Origin of the sequence: Pseudomonas sp. 30_B, from assembly GCF_017491605.1 — a bacterium.
In the GTDB taxonomy this organism is placed as follows: Bacteria; Pseudomonadota; Gammaproteobacteria; order Pseudomonadales; family Pseudomonadaceae; genus Pseudomonas.
The window spans coordinates 147,743-162,629 of sequence record NZ_JAFGYY010000014.1 but is presented as its reverse complement, the minus strand read 5'-3'; the positions used below and the strand labels follow the sequence as shown (position 1 = coordinate 162,629).

The following is a 14,887-nucleotide window of genomic DNA, read 5'->3' as shown; positions in this document are numbered from 1 at the left end:
CACAGTGAGCGAGACTATCCGCGTACCCGACATCGGCAACGGCCAGGGCGAAGTCATCGAACTGCTGGTCAAGGTCGGCGACCGCGTGGAGGCCGAACAGAGCCTGCTGACGCTGGAGTCGGACAAGGCCAGCATGGAAATCCCCTGCCCCCGCGCCGGCGTGGTGAAAGCCATCAAGGCGAAGGTGGGCGACACCCTCAAGGAAGGCGACGAGATTCTCGAACTGGAAGCGGAAGGCGCCGCCGCTGAAGCTCCGCCCCAGACGTCTGCCCCGCCCGCCGCCGAGGCACCGAAACCGGCTGCCGCCCCCGCGCCGCAACCTGTCTCCAGCGGTGGCGGCGTGGAAACCATCAAGGTGCCGGACATCGGCAAAGGACAGGGCGAGATCATCGAACTGATGGTCAAGGTTGGCGACCGCATCGAAGCCGACCAGAGCCTGCTGACGCTGGAATCCGACAAGGCCAGCATGGAAATCCCCGCGCCCAAGGCCGGCGTGGTGAAGGCCATCAAGGTGAAGATCGGCGACACGCTCAAGGAAGGCGACGACATCCTCGAACTGGAAACCGCAGGCGGTACGCCGGCGGCCAGTGCGCCTGCGGCAGCAGCCCCCTCGCCGGCACCGAGTGCGGAGAAACCCACTGCCCCCGCCACGAAAGCCGCCGAACCGCCCAAGGCTGCGGATGCAGCTCCGGTCGGCGCCCCCAGCCGCGACGGCACCAAGGTTCACGCCGGCCCGGCCGTGCGCATGGTCGCCCGCGAGTTCGGCGTCGACCTGGCGCAAGTCACCGGTACCGGGCCCAAAGGCCGCATCCTCAAGGAAGACGTGCAGGCGTTCGTGAAGGAACAGCTGCAACGCAGCAAGTCCGGTGTGCCAGCGGGAGCAACCGGTGACGCGGGCATCCCGCCGATCCCGGAAGTCGACTTCAGCAAGTTCGGCGACGTGGAGGAAGTGGCGCTGACCCGCCTGATGCAGGTCGGCGCCGCCAACCTGCATCGCAGCTGGCTCAACGTGCCCCACGTCACCCAGTTCGAGTCCGCCGACATCACCGAGGTGGAAGCCTTCCGCGTGGCGCAGAAGGCGGTTGCCGAGAAGGCCGGAACCAAGCTGACCATCCTGCCGATCCTGCTGAAAGCCTGTGCTCACTTGCTGCGCGAACTGCCAGACTTCAACAGCTCCCTGGCCCCCAGCGGCAAGGCGCTGATCCGCAAGAAGTACGTGCACATCGGCTTTGCCGTGGACACCCCGGATGGCCTGCTGGTGCCGGTGATCCGCGACGTGGACAGGAAGGGGCTGCTGCAACTCGCCCTGGAGGCTGCCGAGCTGGCGGAGAAGGCGCGCAGCAAGAAGCTCTCCGCCGACGCCATGCAGGGCGCATGCTTCACCATCTCCAGCCTCGGCCACATCGGCGGCACCGGCTTCACGCCCATCGTCAACGCACCGGAAGTGGCGATCCTCGGCGTGAGCAAGGCGGCGATACAGCCGGTATGGGACGGCAAGGCCTTCCAGCCACGGCTGATGCTGCCGCTGTCGCTGTCCTATGACCACCGGGTGATCAACGGGGCGGCGGCGGCGCGGTTCACCAAACGGCTGGGTGAGTTGCTGGGGGATATACGCAGTCTGTTGCTGTAAACCGAAGCCCCTGTAGGAGCAACTGTCTGCTAGCGGGTTAATCCGTGCCTGTGCTTCCCCTCACCCCAGCCCTCTCCCAGAGGGAGAGGGGGCTGTCCGTACCAGCTGACACCGTGGCTTCCGCCTGCACCCAACGGTCCCCTCTCCCGCTTGCGGGAGAGGGTTAGGGTGAGGGGCTCTTGATCTCGTAGGAGAGGGCCATGCCCGCGATCGCGCCCATGGGGCGCTCCTACAGGTTCGCTACATCCGATCCAGCGGAATCCTCAGGTAACGCACGCCGTTGTCCTCCTCCTCGGGCAACACCCCGCCGCGCACGTTCACCTGGATCGACGGCCAGATCAGCGCCGGCGCATGCAGCGTCGCATCGCGCTGCTGGCGCATGCTGACGAAGGTCTCTTCGTCCACACCGTCATGCACGTGCACATTGTCCTGGCGCTGCCGGGCGACGGTGGTTTCGTGCGCATGCTCCTCGCGGTGCGCCGACAGGTAGTCGTGACACATGAACAGCCGGGTCTCTTCCGGTAGTGCGAACAGCCGCTGGATGGAACGGTACAGCTGACGCGCGTCGCCGCCGGGGAAGTCGCAGCGGGCGGTGCCGTAGTCGGGCATGAACAGGGTGTCGCCGACGAAGGCAGCATCTCCGATCCGATAGGTCATGCACGCGGGGGTATGGCCGGGCGTGTGCAATGCCTCGGCCTCCAGCTCGCCGATGAAGAAGCGCTCACCGTCTTCGAACAGGTGGTCGAACTGGCTGCCATCACAGGGGAAGCTGCCACCCAGGTTGAGCAGCCCGGCAAAGGTGCGCTGCACCCGGGTGGTGTTCGCACCGATGGCCAGGCGGCCGCCCAGTTCACCCTTGAGCCAGGCCGACGCGGACAGGTGATCGGCGTGCAGGTGGGTCTCCAGCAGCCACTCCACGGCCAGGCCCTGTTCGCGCACGTAATCGACGATGCGCCGGGCGCTGGCATGACCGATGCGCCCGGCGGCAGCATCGTAGTCCAGCACCGGGTCGATGATCGCGCAGCACAGCGTCTGCGGATCACTCACCACATAGCTGTAGGTGGACGTGGCCGAATCGAAGAAGGGTTGGATAGTGGCGCTCATGCGGGTCTCCTCTTCGCGTCACGTTGCCATTCGTAGCCGGCGTGCAGCCCCATGCCCACCAGCATGGCGAGGCAGAACAGCGCGCCTTGCCAGTAGCCGGCGGCGAAGGTCACCAGCGCCGGCCCCGGGCAGATGCCGGCGATGCCCCAACCAACGCCGAACAACAGGCTGCCGCCGATCAATTGGCCATCCAGGTCGCGGCGCTTGGGCAACTGCATGACGCCGCCCAGCAGCGCCCGATCATGCCGCCGCGCCCAGGCGAAGAACGGCAGTGCCGTGCCGATGGCAGCGACCATCACCAGCGCCAGCGACGGGTCCCAGGGCCCGGCGAGATCGAGAAAGCCCAGCACCTTCTCCGGATTGGCCAGGCCCGACAGCAGCAGGCCGGTGCCGAACAGCAGTCCGGCCAGAAACGCGACGATCTTGCCCATGCTTCAGGCTCCCAGCAGGTGACGCAGAATGAACACGGTGATGAAGCCGGTGGCCATGAACGACAAGGTTGCCACCAGGGAACGGCCGGACAGCCGGGACAGGCCGCAGACGCCGTGGCCGCTGGTGCAGCCGGAACCGAAACGGCTGCCTACGCCGACCAGCAACCCCGCCGCCAGCAAGGTCGCCCAACCCGCTTCGAAATGAATCTCCGGCAGCGGCCGCATCAGCGCCCACAACAAGGGCGCCGCCAGCAGGCCAAGCAGGAACAACGGCCCCTCACCCCGCCAGCCGGAACCTTTGAAGAGCCCGCCGAGCAGACCGCTGATGCCGGCGATGCGGCCATCGAGCACGGCGAAGAGCCCCGCCGACAGCCCGATCAGCACGCCACCGGCCAGGGCACTGACGGGAGTGAAGCTGGTCCAGTCGATCATTGCGTTGCCTCCGCGCAAAACAGGCGATACAGGGTCTCGATCACCGCCAGCGCCTGCTGGCTGGCGATGCGGTAGTAGACCTGCTTGCCCTCGCGGCGGGTTTCCACCAGTTCCTCGCGGCGCAGCACCGCCAGCTGCTGCGACAGGGTCGGCTGGGCAATGCCGGTGCAGGCTTCCAGCTCGCCGACGTTCAGCTCGCCCTGGGCCAATTGGCAGAGCAGCATCAGGCGGTCGGTATTGGCCAGGGCCTTGAGCAACTGGCAGGCGGATTCGGCGGATTGGTGCAGGCGCAGGGCGTCGGCGGGGTCGAGCGTGGTAACGGTCATGGCAACGATCTACAAATAAACAATCTATATTTTTATAGATTGTTTTTCGCAGCGTGACCAGCCCGCTATCAGCCCACCAGATCAGCGGTGGGTTTTAGTGCAGGCCGCGCCGGGGCACTCCCCTGCCCTGGCGCCGCAATGCCGGACGCGGAACCTAACCGAAACGCACGCAGTAGATCGGCGGCAGGTTGGCCGACAGGCATTGCCAGTGGTCGCCGCCGTTTTCCGACAGCCACAGTCCACCGGTTGTGGAGCCCATCGCCAGGCAGATGCCGTCGTCATCCACCGCCAGGCCGTGGCGGTACACCAGATCGAACGCCGGCCCCTGCGGCAGGCCACTGTCCAGCACGTCGAAAGTGGCCCCGCCATCGCGCGTGCGGGTGACCACGAAGCGCCCGTCCACCGGCACCCGGCAGACGTCCTTCACCGCCGGTACGAACCAGGCGGTATCCGGCTCGGTGGGGTGCACCGCAACGGCGAAGCCGAAGCTGGACGGCTTGACCTGCACGTCGTGCCAGCGCGCACCGCCGTCGGTAGAGGTGAAGATGCCGTTATGGTGCTGTACCCACAGGCGGTCCGGTTGCGCCGGGCACTGCACCAGGCGGTGCGGGTCCTGGATGGCGCCATCCTCGCGCAGTTCCGGCGGCATGTAGTCGGCGTACATGCCCGTCGTGGTGTTGCGCCAGTTGGCGCCGCCGTCATCGCTCTGCCAGACACCGCCGCAGGACACACCCACGGTCAGGTGCTGGCTGTCACGCGGGTCGACGCAGACCGAATGGATACCCGGCCAGTCGTAGCCACCGCCGAACCAGCGGGCGCGCTCGGGGCGGTCCCACAGCGGGCGGTTCAGCTCCCAGCTGTCGCCGCCGTCAGCACTGCGGAACAGTCCGCCGGGAATGGTCCCGGCCCAGAGCACGCCGGGCTCGGCCGCGCCGCCGGTTTCCAGGCACCATATCTGCTGGAGGGTCCAGGGCGCGGGGGGCGCATCGCCCCCCTTCGGCTCCGGCAGCGGGTCGGGCTGCGGCGGGTAGACCGGCACCGCGATTTCCTGCCATTCCTCGCCCGGACGCTGGCGCCACAGCTTGCAGCCGAAGTGGCCAAGGTTGAGCGCGGCATAGAGGATGTCGTCGCGAGGATCGGCGAGCACCACGCTCAGGGGTTCGCCGAGGAATTCGCGGCGGGCTTCCTGCCAACCGTTCACGTCGCGCTGAAAGGTGAACAACCCCTTGCGGGTCGCCACCAGCAGTCGATCATCCATAGTCCGCCTCCTAATTCTCCAAGAGAAGTCGTCGAGCGAAGGTCAGGCGAGGCGCAACGACCAACGGGAGTAACAGCCAAAGGCTGGCCCGAAGGGCGAGCGCCAGCGAGTCAAATCGGTGAGGACGCGGAGTTTACGATCTGTAAATGAGCAGTCCGAACCGATTTTTAACGACGCATCACCGAGCGCAGACACTTCTCTAGCCGCCACTTAGAGCCTGCACCACATAGACCTCACTATCCGCCGCTAGCGCATCGCTCAGGCGGACACGGTCGCGCAGGCGCAGGCCGTCGATGAAGATCGTCAGGTGCCGGCGCAACCCGCCCTGGTCATCCAGCAGGTAGCCACGCAGGGCCGGCGCTTCGGCGAATACCATCTCCAGTGCCGCGCGCAGGGTCGGCGCCGACAGCTCACGCTCCTCCAGCGCGACATGGCGCTGGATCGAGGGGGCGAAGACGATGCGGCACATGGGCTGACCCGGTTCTGACGAAAGATGTTCCCAGTGTAGGGGAGGCTCGATTGCCCATCGGCGCACGCGACCGGCTGCATCCGATCCCCTCCCGACGCGTCTGGAACGGCGCTCGTGGCGATGAGCCTCGGGCATTCAGTTTCGATTTTTCAAATCTAAGCATCTCGAAAATCACATTTAATAAACGCATGAGCCTGTGCGACGCTGCTCGCATCGTCAGCCATCTCGCCCAACATGCACCTGCTCGTTTCGCCCGCACCGCTGGATACCGTCGCCGCCCGCAAGGCCGGCAGCGCTACCCGTCTGCCGCGCAAACATGCCCGTTGGCTCGAACTGCAACCGCTGACCCTGCCTCTCGAACTGGCCTTCTGGGCGCTCTGGCATTGCCGCCACGCGCGTCCACCGGATAGCGCCAACCACTGACGGGCCGCCGCGCCCGAACGCCATCGACGGAACTACGCTCAAGGGGGGCATGCGCCCTCCTCGAACAAGACGTAACCCGTTGCATCGCTTGCCTGCCTTTTATCCCCGCACCCGTGGTGCGGCCCTGGCCTGCAGGTCGTCAGCGCATCCGCCTGGATGCTATCGAGAGCCCCATGAATTTCGCCTCCGTGCAAGAAGCCCAGGATTTCCTGGCCCAGAACCCCGATATCGAAATGGTCGAGCTGTTCATCCTCGACGCCAACGGCGTGCCGCGCGGTAAGCTGCTGCACCGCGAGGAACTGCTCGCCGTGTACCAGTCCGGCCGGCCGCTGCCCAGCACCATCCTCGGGCTCACCCTCCATGGCGAGGATGTGGAGGACTCCGGGCTGGTCTGGGACGTCGGCGATATCGACTGCCGCGCCTACCCGCTGGCGGGCAGCCTGGTACGCCTGCCCTGGCGGCAGATTCCCACGGCGGCGGTGCAGGTCAGCATGCACCCCGTGGAAGGCAAACCGGCGGACATCGCCGACCCGCGCCATGTGCTGATCCACGTGATCGACCAACTGAAGGCCGAAGGCTTCCACCCGGTGATGGCCTGCGAGCTGGAGTTCTACCTGCTCGACGCCAAGCGCGACGCCAACGGCCGCCCACAGCCGGCGCTGGATGCCGACGGTGGCCGCCCGCGCGCTACCCAGGTGTATGGCCTGCGCGAGCTGGAGCAGATCGAGCCCTTCCTCGCCGACCTCTATGCCGCCTGCAGGGCCCAGGGCATTCCGGCGCGCACGGCGATTTCCGAGTACGCACCGGGTCAGGTGGAGATCACCCTGGAACACGGCGACGCGCTCACCGCCATGGACCAGGCGGTGCGCTACAAGCGCCTGGTGAAGGGCGTGGCGCACAAGCACGGCATGCAGGCGTGCTTCATGGCCAAGCCGTTCGACGACCTGGCCGGCACCGGCATGCACATGCACGTATCCCTGGCCGACGCCGAGGGCAACAACCTGTTCGCCAGCGAAGACCCAGCCGGTACGCCGCTGCTGCGCCAGTCCGTGGGCGGCATGCTGAAAAGCCTGCTCGACTCGCTGCTGCTGTTCTGCCCCAACGCCAACTCCTACCGCCGCTTCCAGGCCAACAGCTACGCGCCACTGGCGCCGACCTGGGGCTGCGACAACCGCACCGTGAGCCTGCGCGTTCCGGGCGGCCCGGCGCATACCCGGCATGTGGAGCACCGTATCTGCGGCGCCGATGCCAACCCCTATCTGGCGGCCGCCGGCATTCTCGCCGGCATCCATCGTGGCATCCGCGAGGCCATCGATCCGGGTGCGCCGGTGGAAGGCAACGGCTATGCCCAGGCCAAGGAGCTGCTGCCTACCGACTGGCTGACGTCGCTGCGCGCGCTGGAGCGCTCCAGCTGGGCGCGGGATGCGCTGGGGCATGAATTCCTCGGCGTCTACCTGAAGGTCAAGCAGGCCGAGTACCGCCAGTTCATGGGCGAGGTCGGCGAGCAGGATTGGCGGTGGTATCTGACGCAGGCGTGAGTATTCGAGGATCGCTAAAAAGCCCCTCACCCCAACCCTGGCTGCGCGCCCCGCTCCAGAGGGAGAGGGAGCCGAATGTGCCGAGATGAGCTTCCCACTCACTGAAACACCCGGCAAAAACCAGACATCTAAGCTTGCTCCGATCAGTCCCCTCTCCCTCTGGGAGAGGGTTAGGGTGAGGGAGGCAGGCCACACGAACGAACAAGAAAGGAACACCGCAATGAACGCCGCTGTTAACCCCGCCACTCCCGCCCCCGAGCGCGCGAAGTCCTATTACTCCGCCAGCCTCAACGAGGAAACCAGCTACCCCACTCTGCAAGGCGAGGTGAGAGTCGACATCGCCATCATCGGCGGCGGCTTCACCGGTGTCGCCACCGCCGTGGAGCTGGCCGAGCGCGGCTACAAGGTCGCCATCGTCGAGACCAACAAGGTCGGCTGGGGCGCCAGCGGGCGCAACGGTGGACAGGTCACCGGCAGCCTCTCGGGCGACGCCGCCATGAGCAAGCAGATGCGCCAGTGGCTGGGCGACGACGTCGACGACTTCATCTGGCACCTGCGCTGGCGCGGCCACGAGATCATCAGGAACCGCGTGGAGAAGTACGGCATCGCCTGCGACCTGAAATTCGGCCACCTGCACGCCGCGATGAAGCCCTCGCACATGGACGAGCTGAAGGCCTCCTATGAAGAAGCCAAGCGCCGCGGCATGGGTGACGAGATCAGCCTGCTGGACGGCGCCGGCGTGCGCGCGCACCTGGAGTCCGACCTCTACTGCGGCGCGATCAAGAACACCCGCAACATGCACCTGCACCCGCTCAACCTGTGCATCGGCGAGGCCAAGGCCGCCGCCAGCCTGGGCGCGCTGATCTTCGAGCATTCCGAGGTGCTGGACATCGTCCACGGCCCGCGCCCGGCGGTAGTCACCTCCGGCGGGCGGATCAACGCGTCCCAGGTGATGCTGGCCGGCGACGTCTACCACAAGCTGGAACGCAAGCAGCTCAAGGGCATGATCTTCCCGGCCATGGGCGGCATCGTCACCACCAAGCCGCTGGGCGAGCTGGCCAAGCGCATCAACCCGCAGGACCTGGCGGTCTACGACTGCCGCTTCGTGCTCGACTACTACCGCATGACCGGCGACGGCCGCCTGCTGTTCGGCGGCGGCGCCAACTACTCCGGCCGCGACTCGCGCGACATCGCCGGCGAGCTGCGCCCGTGCATCGAGCGCACCTTCCCGGCGCTCAAGGGCGTGGACATCGAGTTCCAGTGGAGCTGCGCCATGGGCATCGTGATGAACCGCATCCCGCAGCTGGGCAAGCTGTCGGAGAACGTCTGGTACTGCCAGGGCTACTCCGGCCACGGCGTGGCGACCACCCACATCATGGGCGAGATCATGGCCACGGCGATGACCGGCGACCTGGAGAAATTCGACACCTTCGCCCAGTGCAAGCACATCCGCGTGCCGATGGGCGACGTGTTTGGCAACCCGATGCTGGCGGCGGGGATGTGGTACTACCAGATGATGGAGAAGCTGCGCTGATAACCGGCTGAACTCCTTTGTAGGAGCGGGCCATGCCCGCGATCGCGCCCATGGGGCGCTCCTACAGACCAGCGCCGGGATTTCTGCTCTCGTAGGAGCGGACTCTGTCCGCGATGCTCTTGCTCTTCGTAGGGCGAATAACGCCTAAGGCGTTATCCGCCGAATCGGGGGTGGGTGTTTCTGCGCCGCTTCGGCGTGTGCTGATAGATTTTGTTTCGCCCCCTCGGGCGAGTTACTTTCTCAAACGACAGAAAGTAACCAAAGGTCTTTGCCCCATCATCCGGCCCCGGCTTCGCCGGGGTTCCCTCGCTCCATCGGAGTTTCAGGGGCCCGCCGCGAAGGGCCATCCCTGGCCCATCGCGGCTCTCGCGGCATCCATGCCGCTCAACCCCTGAAACTCCGATTCCACTCGGCCTCCTGAAGGGGCGCTCCGGAGTGCGCGGAGGTTTTTCTGGAAATCTTAGAGGGCCAAAGCCAGAGCAAAGGTCGTGGTGGGCTCTCGCAGGAGCGGACTCCGTCCGCGATATGCGCAAAGGGGCGCCAGGAACGTAGACACTTCATGCCCTACAGAAACCTCACGCCTACTTTCCTCCCGTACCCGCCCCACTCGACACCACCGCCCCGCTCAGGGATAAAGACTTCACTTCGCCGTTTGGAGTGAGCCATGCGTTTCCCCTCGATGACCGCCCTGCGCGTGCTGGACGCCGTCGCCCGCCTGGGCAGCCTGTCCGGCGCAGCCAGCGAACTGAGCCTGACCCGCAGCGCCGTCAGCCACCAGTTGCACAGCCTGGAGGACTGCCTGGGCATCCCGCTTACCGAGCGAGTCGGCCGCGGCATCGCCCTTACCTACCACGGCGAATGCTTCGCCCGGGAAACCCAGCGCGCCCTGGCGATCCTCAACGAGGCACGGCGCTTCGCCAACGCCGAGGAAGTCTCCGGCCGCCTGTGCGTGAGCTGCACGCCGGGCTTCGCCACCTACTGGCTATGCCACCAGATCGGCAAGTTCCAGCGCGCCCACCCCCAGGTGGAGCTGAACCTGGTCGCGCCACGGATTCCCGACGACGTCTCCAACCGCGATGTCGACCTGTTCATCGCCTACGGCGTGGGCGACTGGACGGACCTGCACGTCGACCTGATCGCCACCCTCGACACCTTCCCGGTGTGCAGCCCGTCGCTGCTCAATTCCATCGGTGGCCTGGATTCGCCGGAAGACCTCGCCAACCTGCCCTTCCTGCACATGGTCGACCACTCCGACTGGCTTCTCTGGGCCGCCGCCGCCGGCGTGCGCGATCTCAACGTGCGCAACGGCATCGTCTTCTCCGACGCGCACCTGGTGCAATCAGCGGCCATCGCCGGGCAAGGCGTGGCGATGGGCGATGCGCTGGTCAGCGGCGACGCCATGGCCAAGGGGCAACTGGTGCGCCTGTTCAACGTCGCCATTGAGCCGCCCAACCGCTACTACTTCGTCACCGACCCGGCCAAGACCGAACGCCCCGACGTGCAGGCCTTCAAGACCTGGATGAAGGCGGAATTGCGCATGTCCGAGCAGTTCCGCAAGGGCGGTCGCAACCTGATGATTGGTGAATGATTTCGAACAATGAGAGCAAAAAAACGCGATTGAAGCGGACAGAGATTTAACAATACTGCATTAAAAAAAGGCCGCTGATTTTTACCCCTCACCCGGCGACCTCTCGAACAAGAACAAGAAACTCGAGGTAAGTGCAGTGGAGCGACAGCCCCAACTTCGTGCCATCGGCATCGGCAAGAGCTACGGAAGTTTCAACGCGCTGGACGCCGTATCCATCGATATCCAGCAGGGCGAGTTCCTCACCCTCCTCGGCCCGTCCGGCTCGGGCAAGACCACCTTCCTGATGATCCTCGCCGGCTTCCAGGACCCGTCCCGCGGCAAGCTGGAAGAAGGCGGCATCGACATCACCCGGCGCCCCGCCGAGAAGCGCAACTTCGGCATGGTGTTCCAGGGCTACGCCCTGTTCCCGCACATGACCATCGAGGACAACGTCGGCTTCCCGCTGAAGATCCGCGGCGTGAAGGCCGAAGAGCGCAACCGCCGCGTGCGCCGCATGCTCGAAGTGGTCGGCCTGGGCGAGCACCTGGGCAAGCGCCCCGGCGAACTCTCCGGCGGCCAGCAGCAGCGCGTGGCCATCGCCCGCGCCCTGGTGTTCGAACCGGACATGCTGCTCCTCGACGAACCCCTCTCGGCCCTGGACAAGAACCTGCGCGAACAGCTGCAGGCGGAACTGCAGCGCATCCACCGCCAGGTCGGCACCACCTTCGTCTTCGTCACCCACGACCAGAACGAAGCCCTCGCCCTGTCCACCCGCATCGCCATCTTCAATCGCGGCCAGCTGGCCCAGGTCGACACGCCGGAAACCATCTACAACCAGCCGAACAACCGCTTCGTCGCCGAGTTCCTCGGCAAGATGAACCTGTTCCCGCTGACCCAGGTGGGCCGCGCCGGCGAGCTGGCCTGCGGGCGCTACGGCGAAGCCGAGCTGCGCGCCGAATACTCGCCCGCCCTGCAGGCCGCCGCCCCACTGCTGGCAGTGCGTCCGGAGCACATGCAACTGCACAGCGCGCCGCCGACCGCCGCCGGCCACAACGTGGTGCAGGCCGTGCTTACCGCCAAGACCTACCAGGGCGCCAGCACCGAGCTGGGCCTGGCCACCGCCGCCGAGGGCGCGCTGCCCATGAGCCTGGCGGTGCACGCCGACCACCAGGCCTCGCGCCTGGAACACGGCGCGAAGGTCTGGCTGAGCTGGCCCATCGAAAAGAGTTTGCTGCTGGCCTGAGCCAACGCACGCGTTCGTCCCCTTTCGCCATCCCTTCCGACCGGGAGTTGCACTCATGTTCAATCCGCACCAGCAAGACTGCATCGAAGTCCTCATCGAAAAAGCCCGCCGCGGGCAGATCGACCGCCGCACCTTCCTCAAGGGCATGGGCCTGATGGCCGCCCTGCCGCTGGCCCTGCGCAGCGGCGTCAGCTTCGCCGCCGGCGACAAGCCGCTGGTGGTGGTGAACTGGGGCGGCGACGCGATCAAGGCGTTCGGCAAGGCCTGGACCGAGGGCTTCTCCAAGGCCACCGGCATCCCGACCAAGATCGACGGCAGCGGCCCCACCGAAGGCGCCATCCGCACCCAGCTGTCCAGCGGCCGGGTGAGCTGGGACGTGGTCGACGCGGAAAGCTCGGTCCTGCAGATCCTCGGCAAGGAAGGCCTGGTACAGCCCATCGACTACAACGTCGTCTCCAAGGACAAGGTGCTGCCGGGCTTCGCCTACGAATACGGCATCGCCGACTACATGCTCAGCTACGTGATCGCCTACGACAGCGAGCGTTTCGGCGACAAGGCGCCCAAGACCTGGGCGGACTTCTGGGACGTGAAGACCTTCCCCGGCAAGCGCACCCTCTACAAGTGGATGAACGGCATGCTGGAGGCCGCGTTGCTGGCCGATGGCGTCACCCCGGACAAGCTCTATCCGCTGGACGTGCCGCGCGCGCTGAAGAAGATCGAGGAGCTCAAACCCCACGTGCTGTCCTTCTGGGGCTCGGGCGCGGAGACCCAGCAGCTGCTGATGGAAGGCGAAGTGTCCATGGGCGCCATCTGGAACACCCGAGCCCAGGTGATCAGCGAGGACAGCGAAAACCGCATCAAGTGGACCTTCGACAACGCCCTGCTCGGCTGCAGTAACTGGGGCGTGCTCAAGGGCAACCCGGCGGGCACCGAGGCGGCCATGAAGTTCATCGCCTACGCCCAGGACCCGCAATCCCAGGTCGAACTGTTCAAGATGTTCGGCAACGGCCCGGCCAACCCCGCTGCCGCCACGCTGATCCCGGAAGACCGCCGTCACCTGAACTGCACCGATCCGTCGAACCTGCCCAAGCAGATCATGCTCAGCCACGAGTGGTACACCGACCACTACGGGGCGACCCTGGAGCAGTACCTGACGCATATCTCCAAGTAACGCGGAGTGCCGGACCATGGCCAATAACGCCCCCTCGCGGCTGAAGCTGGGCGCGCTACTGCTGCCGCTGCCGGTCGTACTGATCCTGTTCTACGTACTGCCCTTCCTCGGCGTGCTCGGCTGGAGCGTCACCCTGCCGGAGCCGGGGATCGAGCAGTACCAGCGGATCATCACCGACCCGGCGATTCACGATGTGCTCTGGCGGACCTTCCGCCTGTGCGCCACGGTCAGCGTGGTGTCGCTGGTGATCGCCTACCTGATGGCCTACTGCTGGGTGTACAGCCCGCCGTTCTGGCAGCGCGTGGTGGAAATCTGCGTGTTCATCCCGTTCTGGCTGTCGGTGCTGGTGCGCGCCTTCGGCTGGCTGATCGCCCTGCGCAGCAACGGCCTGCTCAACGGCTGGTTGCAGAACCTGGGGATCATCAGCGAACCGTTGCAGTTGACGCGCAACGAGCTGGGGGTGGTGATCGGCATGGTCCACTTCATGGTGCCCTTCGCCCTGTTCCCGCTGGTCTCCACCATGCGCCGGCTCGACCCGCGCGTGCTGCTGGCCGCGCGTGGCCTGGGCGCCGGGCAACTGCGCACCTTCTGGAGCATCTTCGTGCCGCAGACCGTTCCCGGCATTCTCGGCGCCTTCATCATCGTCTTCGTGTTCTGCCTGGGCTTCTTCATCACCCCGGCGATCCTCGGCGGCGGGCAGACGGTGATGGTGGCCGAGTACGTCTACCTGCAGATGTTCCAGACCAGCAACTGGGGCCTGGGCGCCGCGCTCTCGGTGGTGCTGCTGATGCTGGTGAGCGGGATGATCTGGGCGCTGCTGCGCATGACCCGCGTCGACAAGCTGGTTGGCTGAGGACTCAACGATGAACTCACACGAAACCAAGGCACCGAGCCGCCTGCTGGCGACCATGGCGATGATCTTCATGGTCTTCCCGCTGCTGGCGGTGATCCCGGTGTCCTTCACCAGCAAGCGCTTCCTGTCGATGCCCAACGGCAACTGGTCGCTGCGCCACTACCAGGCGCTGCTGGACAGCCCCGAATGGCTCTCGGCGATCAGCCAGAGCCTGATCGTCGCCACCGCCACCTGCGTCATCGCAACGGCGCTGGCAGTGAGCTTCAGCCTCGGCATCTGGTACCTGCGCTCGCGCCTGGCGACCCTGCTGATCGGCCTGGTACTGCTGCCCATGGCGATCCCGCCGATGATCTCGGCGATGGTCCTGTACTTCATGGAAACCAAGGTCAGCCAGTTCGCTCCCGGCCTGGGCTACGACACCCTGTTCGGCCTGACCATCGCGCACATCGTGATGGTGGTGCCCTACGGCGTGGTGACCATGCTGGTGGCGCTGAGCCAACTGGACCGGCGCATCGAACTGGCCGCGCGCAACCTCGGCGCGAGCTTGGGCCAGACCACCTTCATGGTGGTGCTGCCGAACCTCAAGCTTGGCGTGGCGAGCACCGCGCTGCTGTGCTTCGCGCTGTCCTGGGAAGAGATCGCGGTGACCCTGTTCGTCACCAGCACCGAGGTGAACACCCTGCCCCGGCAGATCTGGTCGGGCCTGCGCGACAACATCGACCCGGCGGTGGCGGCCATCTCGGTGGTGCTGATCGGGCTGACCTTCGTCGCGCTGATTGGGCGGATGGTGGCCCAGAAGCTCGCGGCGCGGCCGGCGGGAAGCTGAGAAGTACCCTTGTAGGAGCGGGCCATGCCCGCGACCTGCCGCACGCCAAGCCGTGACGGGAAACACCTGTAGGAGCGGACCT

The 14,887-nt window shown here is 66.1% G+C and carries 15 protein-coding genes; 9 read left to right on the top strand and 6 right to left on the bottom strand.

The window, feature by feature from the left end; translation table 11 throughout:
* Positions 1–4 precede the first annotated feature (4 nt).
* Positions 5–1,630 carry a dihydrolipoyllysine-residue acetyltransferase gene (gene aceF, locus J5M67_RS17180; protein WP_207886542.1) on the top strand — a complete coding sequence of 542 codons (1,626 nt, stop codon included), beginning with the start codon at positions 5–7 and terminating at the stop codon, positions 1,628–1,630.
* 240 nt (positions 1,631–1,870) lie between these two features.
* Here aceF and J5M67_RS17175 read toward each other — a convergent pair whose 3' ends face one another.
* The 6 genes from J5M67_RS17175 to J5M67_RS17150 form a co-directional block, all read right to left on the bottom strand.
* The gene (locus J5M67_RS17175; protein ID WP_207886541.1) at positions 1,871–2,734 is read right to left on the bottom strand and encodes an MBL fold metallo-hydrolase; all 864 of its coding nucleotides are present in this window, start codon (positions 2,732–2,734) and stop codon (positions 1,871–1,873) included.
* Positions 2,731–3,165, bottom strand: a complete 435-nt coding sequence (locus J5M67_RS17170) for a DUF6691 family protein (protein WP_207886540.1) — start codon at positions 3,163–3,165, stop codon at positions 2,731–2,733. Before J5M67_RS17170 ends, J5M67_RS17175 begins: the two co-directional genes overlap by 4 nt.
* Before the next feature lie 3 nt (positions 3,166–3,168).
* The gene (locus J5M67_RS17165; protein WP_207886539.1) at positions 3,169–3,597 is read right to left on the bottom strand and encodes a YeeE/YedE family protein; all 429 of its coding nucleotides are present in this window, start codon (positions 3,595–3,597) and stop codon (positions 3,169–3,171) included.
* Positions 3,594–3,923 (bottom strand): helix-turn-helix transcriptional regulator, encoded by a 330-nt coding sequence (locus tag J5M67_RS17160; protein WP_207886538.1) that lies wholly within the window; start codon positions 3,921–3,923, stop codon positions 3,594–3,596. Before J5M67_RS17160 ends, J5M67_RS17165 begins: the two co-directional genes overlap by 4 nt.
* Before the next feature lie 154 nt (positions 3,924–4,077).
* Positions 4,078–5,181: an exo-alpha-sialidase gene (locus tag J5M67_RS17155; protein WP_207886537.1), complete on the bottom strand. Its 1,104-nt coding sequence runs from the start codon at positions 5,179–5,181 to the stop codon at positions 4,078–4,080.
* 199 nt (positions 5,182–5,380) lie between these two features.
* A complete protein-coding gene (locus tag J5M67_RS17150; RefSeq protein ID WP_207886536.1) occupies positions 5,381–5,650 on the bottom strand; it encodes a MoaD/ThiS family protein in 270 nt (89 codons plus the stop codon).
* Between the two features lie 234 nt (positions 5,651–5,884).
* On the opposite strand from J5M67_RS17150, the gene J5M67_RS17145 reads away from it, so the two are divergent.
* From J5M67_RS17145 to J5M67_RS17110, 8 genes are all read left to right on the top strand, one after another.
* Complete coding sequence (locus tag J5M67_RS17145) at positions 5,885–6,073, top strand: hypothetical protein (protein WP_207886535.1); 189 nt, start codon at positions 5,885–5,887, stop codon at positions 6,071–6,073.
* A 173-nt stretch (positions 6,074–6,246) separates the two neighbouring features.
* Complete coding sequence (locus J5M67_RS17140) at positions 6,247–7,611, top strand: glutamine synthetase family protein (RefSeq protein WP_207886534.1); 1,365 nt, start codon at positions 6,247–6,249, stop codon at positions 7,609–7,611.
* 220 nt (positions 7,612–7,831) lie between these two features.
* Complete coding sequence (locus J5M67_RS17135; RefSeq protein ID WP_207886533.1) at positions 7,832–9,145, top strand: FAD-binding oxidoreductase; 1,314 nt, start codon at positions 7,832–7,834, stop codon at positions 9,143–9,145.
* Positions 9,146–9,809: 664 nt separating this feature from the next.
* Positions 9,810–10,733: a LysR substrate-binding domain-containing protein gene (locus tag J5M67_RS17130; RefSeq protein WP_207886532.1), complete on the top strand. Its 924-nt coding sequence runs from the start codon at positions 9,810–9,812 to the stop codon at positions 10,731–10,733.
* A 136-nt stretch (positions 10,734–10,869) separates the two neighbouring features.
* Positions 10,870–11,955, top strand: coding sequence for an ABC transporter ATP-binding protein (locus tag J5M67_RS17125; RefSeq protein ID WP_207886531.1), 1,086 nt, complete (start codon positions 10,870–10,872; stop codon positions 11,953–11,955).
* 55 nt (positions 11,956–12,010) lie between these two features.
* Positions 12,011–13,126, top strand: coding sequence for an ABC transporter substrate-binding protein (locus J5M67_RS17120; protein ID WP_207886530.1), 1,116 nt, complete (start codon positions 12,011–12,013; stop codon positions 13,124–13,126).
* A gap of 16 nt (positions 13,127–13,142) precedes the next feature.
* Positions 13,143–13,979: an ABC transporter permease gene (locus tag J5M67_RS17115; protein ID WP_207886529.1), complete on the top strand. Its 837-nt coding sequence runs from the start codon at positions 13,143–13,145 to the stop codon at positions 13,977–13,979.
* Positions 13,980–13,989: 10 nt separating this feature from the next.
* Entirely contained in the window at positions 13,990–14,805 is an 816-nt protein-coding gene (locus J5M67_RS17110) for an ABC transporter permease (RefSeq protein ID WP_207886528.1), read from the top strand.
* Positions 14,806–14,887 lie beyond the last annotated feature (82 nt).

Bases quoted from the DNA above. Each gene is read 5' to 3' on its own strand.
- J5M67_RS17175 (WP_207886541.1), bottom strand. From the start codon at position 2,734: ATGAGCGCCACTATCCAACCCTTCTTCGATTCGGCCACGTCCACCTAC.
- J5M67_RS17170 (WP_207886540.1), bottom strand. From the start codon at position 3,165: ATGGGCAAGATCGTCGCGTTTCTGGCCGGACTGCTGTTCGGCACCGGC.
- J5M67_RS17165 (WP_207886539.1), bottom strand. From the start codon at position 3,597: ATGATCGACTGGACCAGCTTCACTCCCGTCAGTGCCCTGGCCGGTGGC.
- J5M67_RS17160 (WP_207886538.1), bottom strand. From the start codon at position 3,923: ATGACCGTTACCACGCTCGACCCCGCCGACGCCCTGCGCCTGCACCAA.
- J5M67_RS17155 (WP_207886537.1), bottom strand. From the start codon at position 5,181: ATGGATGATCGACTGCTGGTGGCGACCCGCAAGGGGTTGTTCACCTTT.
- J5M67_RS17150 (WP_207886536.1), bottom strand. From the start codon at position 5,650: ATGTGCCGCATCGTCTTCGCCCCCTCGATCCAGCGCCATGTCGCGCTG.
- J5M67_RS17145 (WP_207886535.1), top strand. From the start codon at position 5,885: ATGCACCTGCTCGTTTCGCCCGCACCGCTGGATACCGTCGCCGCCCGC.
- J5M67_RS17140 (WP_207886534.1), top strand. From the start codon at position 6,247: ATGAATTTCGCCTCCGTGCAAGAAGCCCAGGATTTCCTGGCCCAGAAC.
- J5M67_RS17135 (WP_207886533.1), top strand. From the start codon at position 7,832: ATGAACGCCGCTGTTAACCCCGCCACTCCCGCCCCCGAGCGCGCGAAG.
- J5M67_RS17130 (WP_207886532.1), top strand. From the start codon at position 9,810: ATGCGTTTCCCCTCGATGACCGCCCTGCGCGTGCTGGACGCCGTCGCC.
- J5M67_RS17120 (WP_207886530.1), top strand. From the start codon at position 12,011: ATGTTCAATCCGCACCAGCAAGACTGCATCGAAGTCCTCATCGAAAAA.
- J5M67_RS17115 (WP_207886529.1), top strand. From the start codon at position 13,143: ATGGCCAATAACGCCCCCTCGCGGCTGAAGCTGGGCGCGCTACTGCTG.
- J5M67_RS17110 (WP_207886528.1), top strand. From the start codon at position 13,990: ATGAACTCACACGAAACCAAGGCACCGAGCCGCCTGCTGGCGACCATG.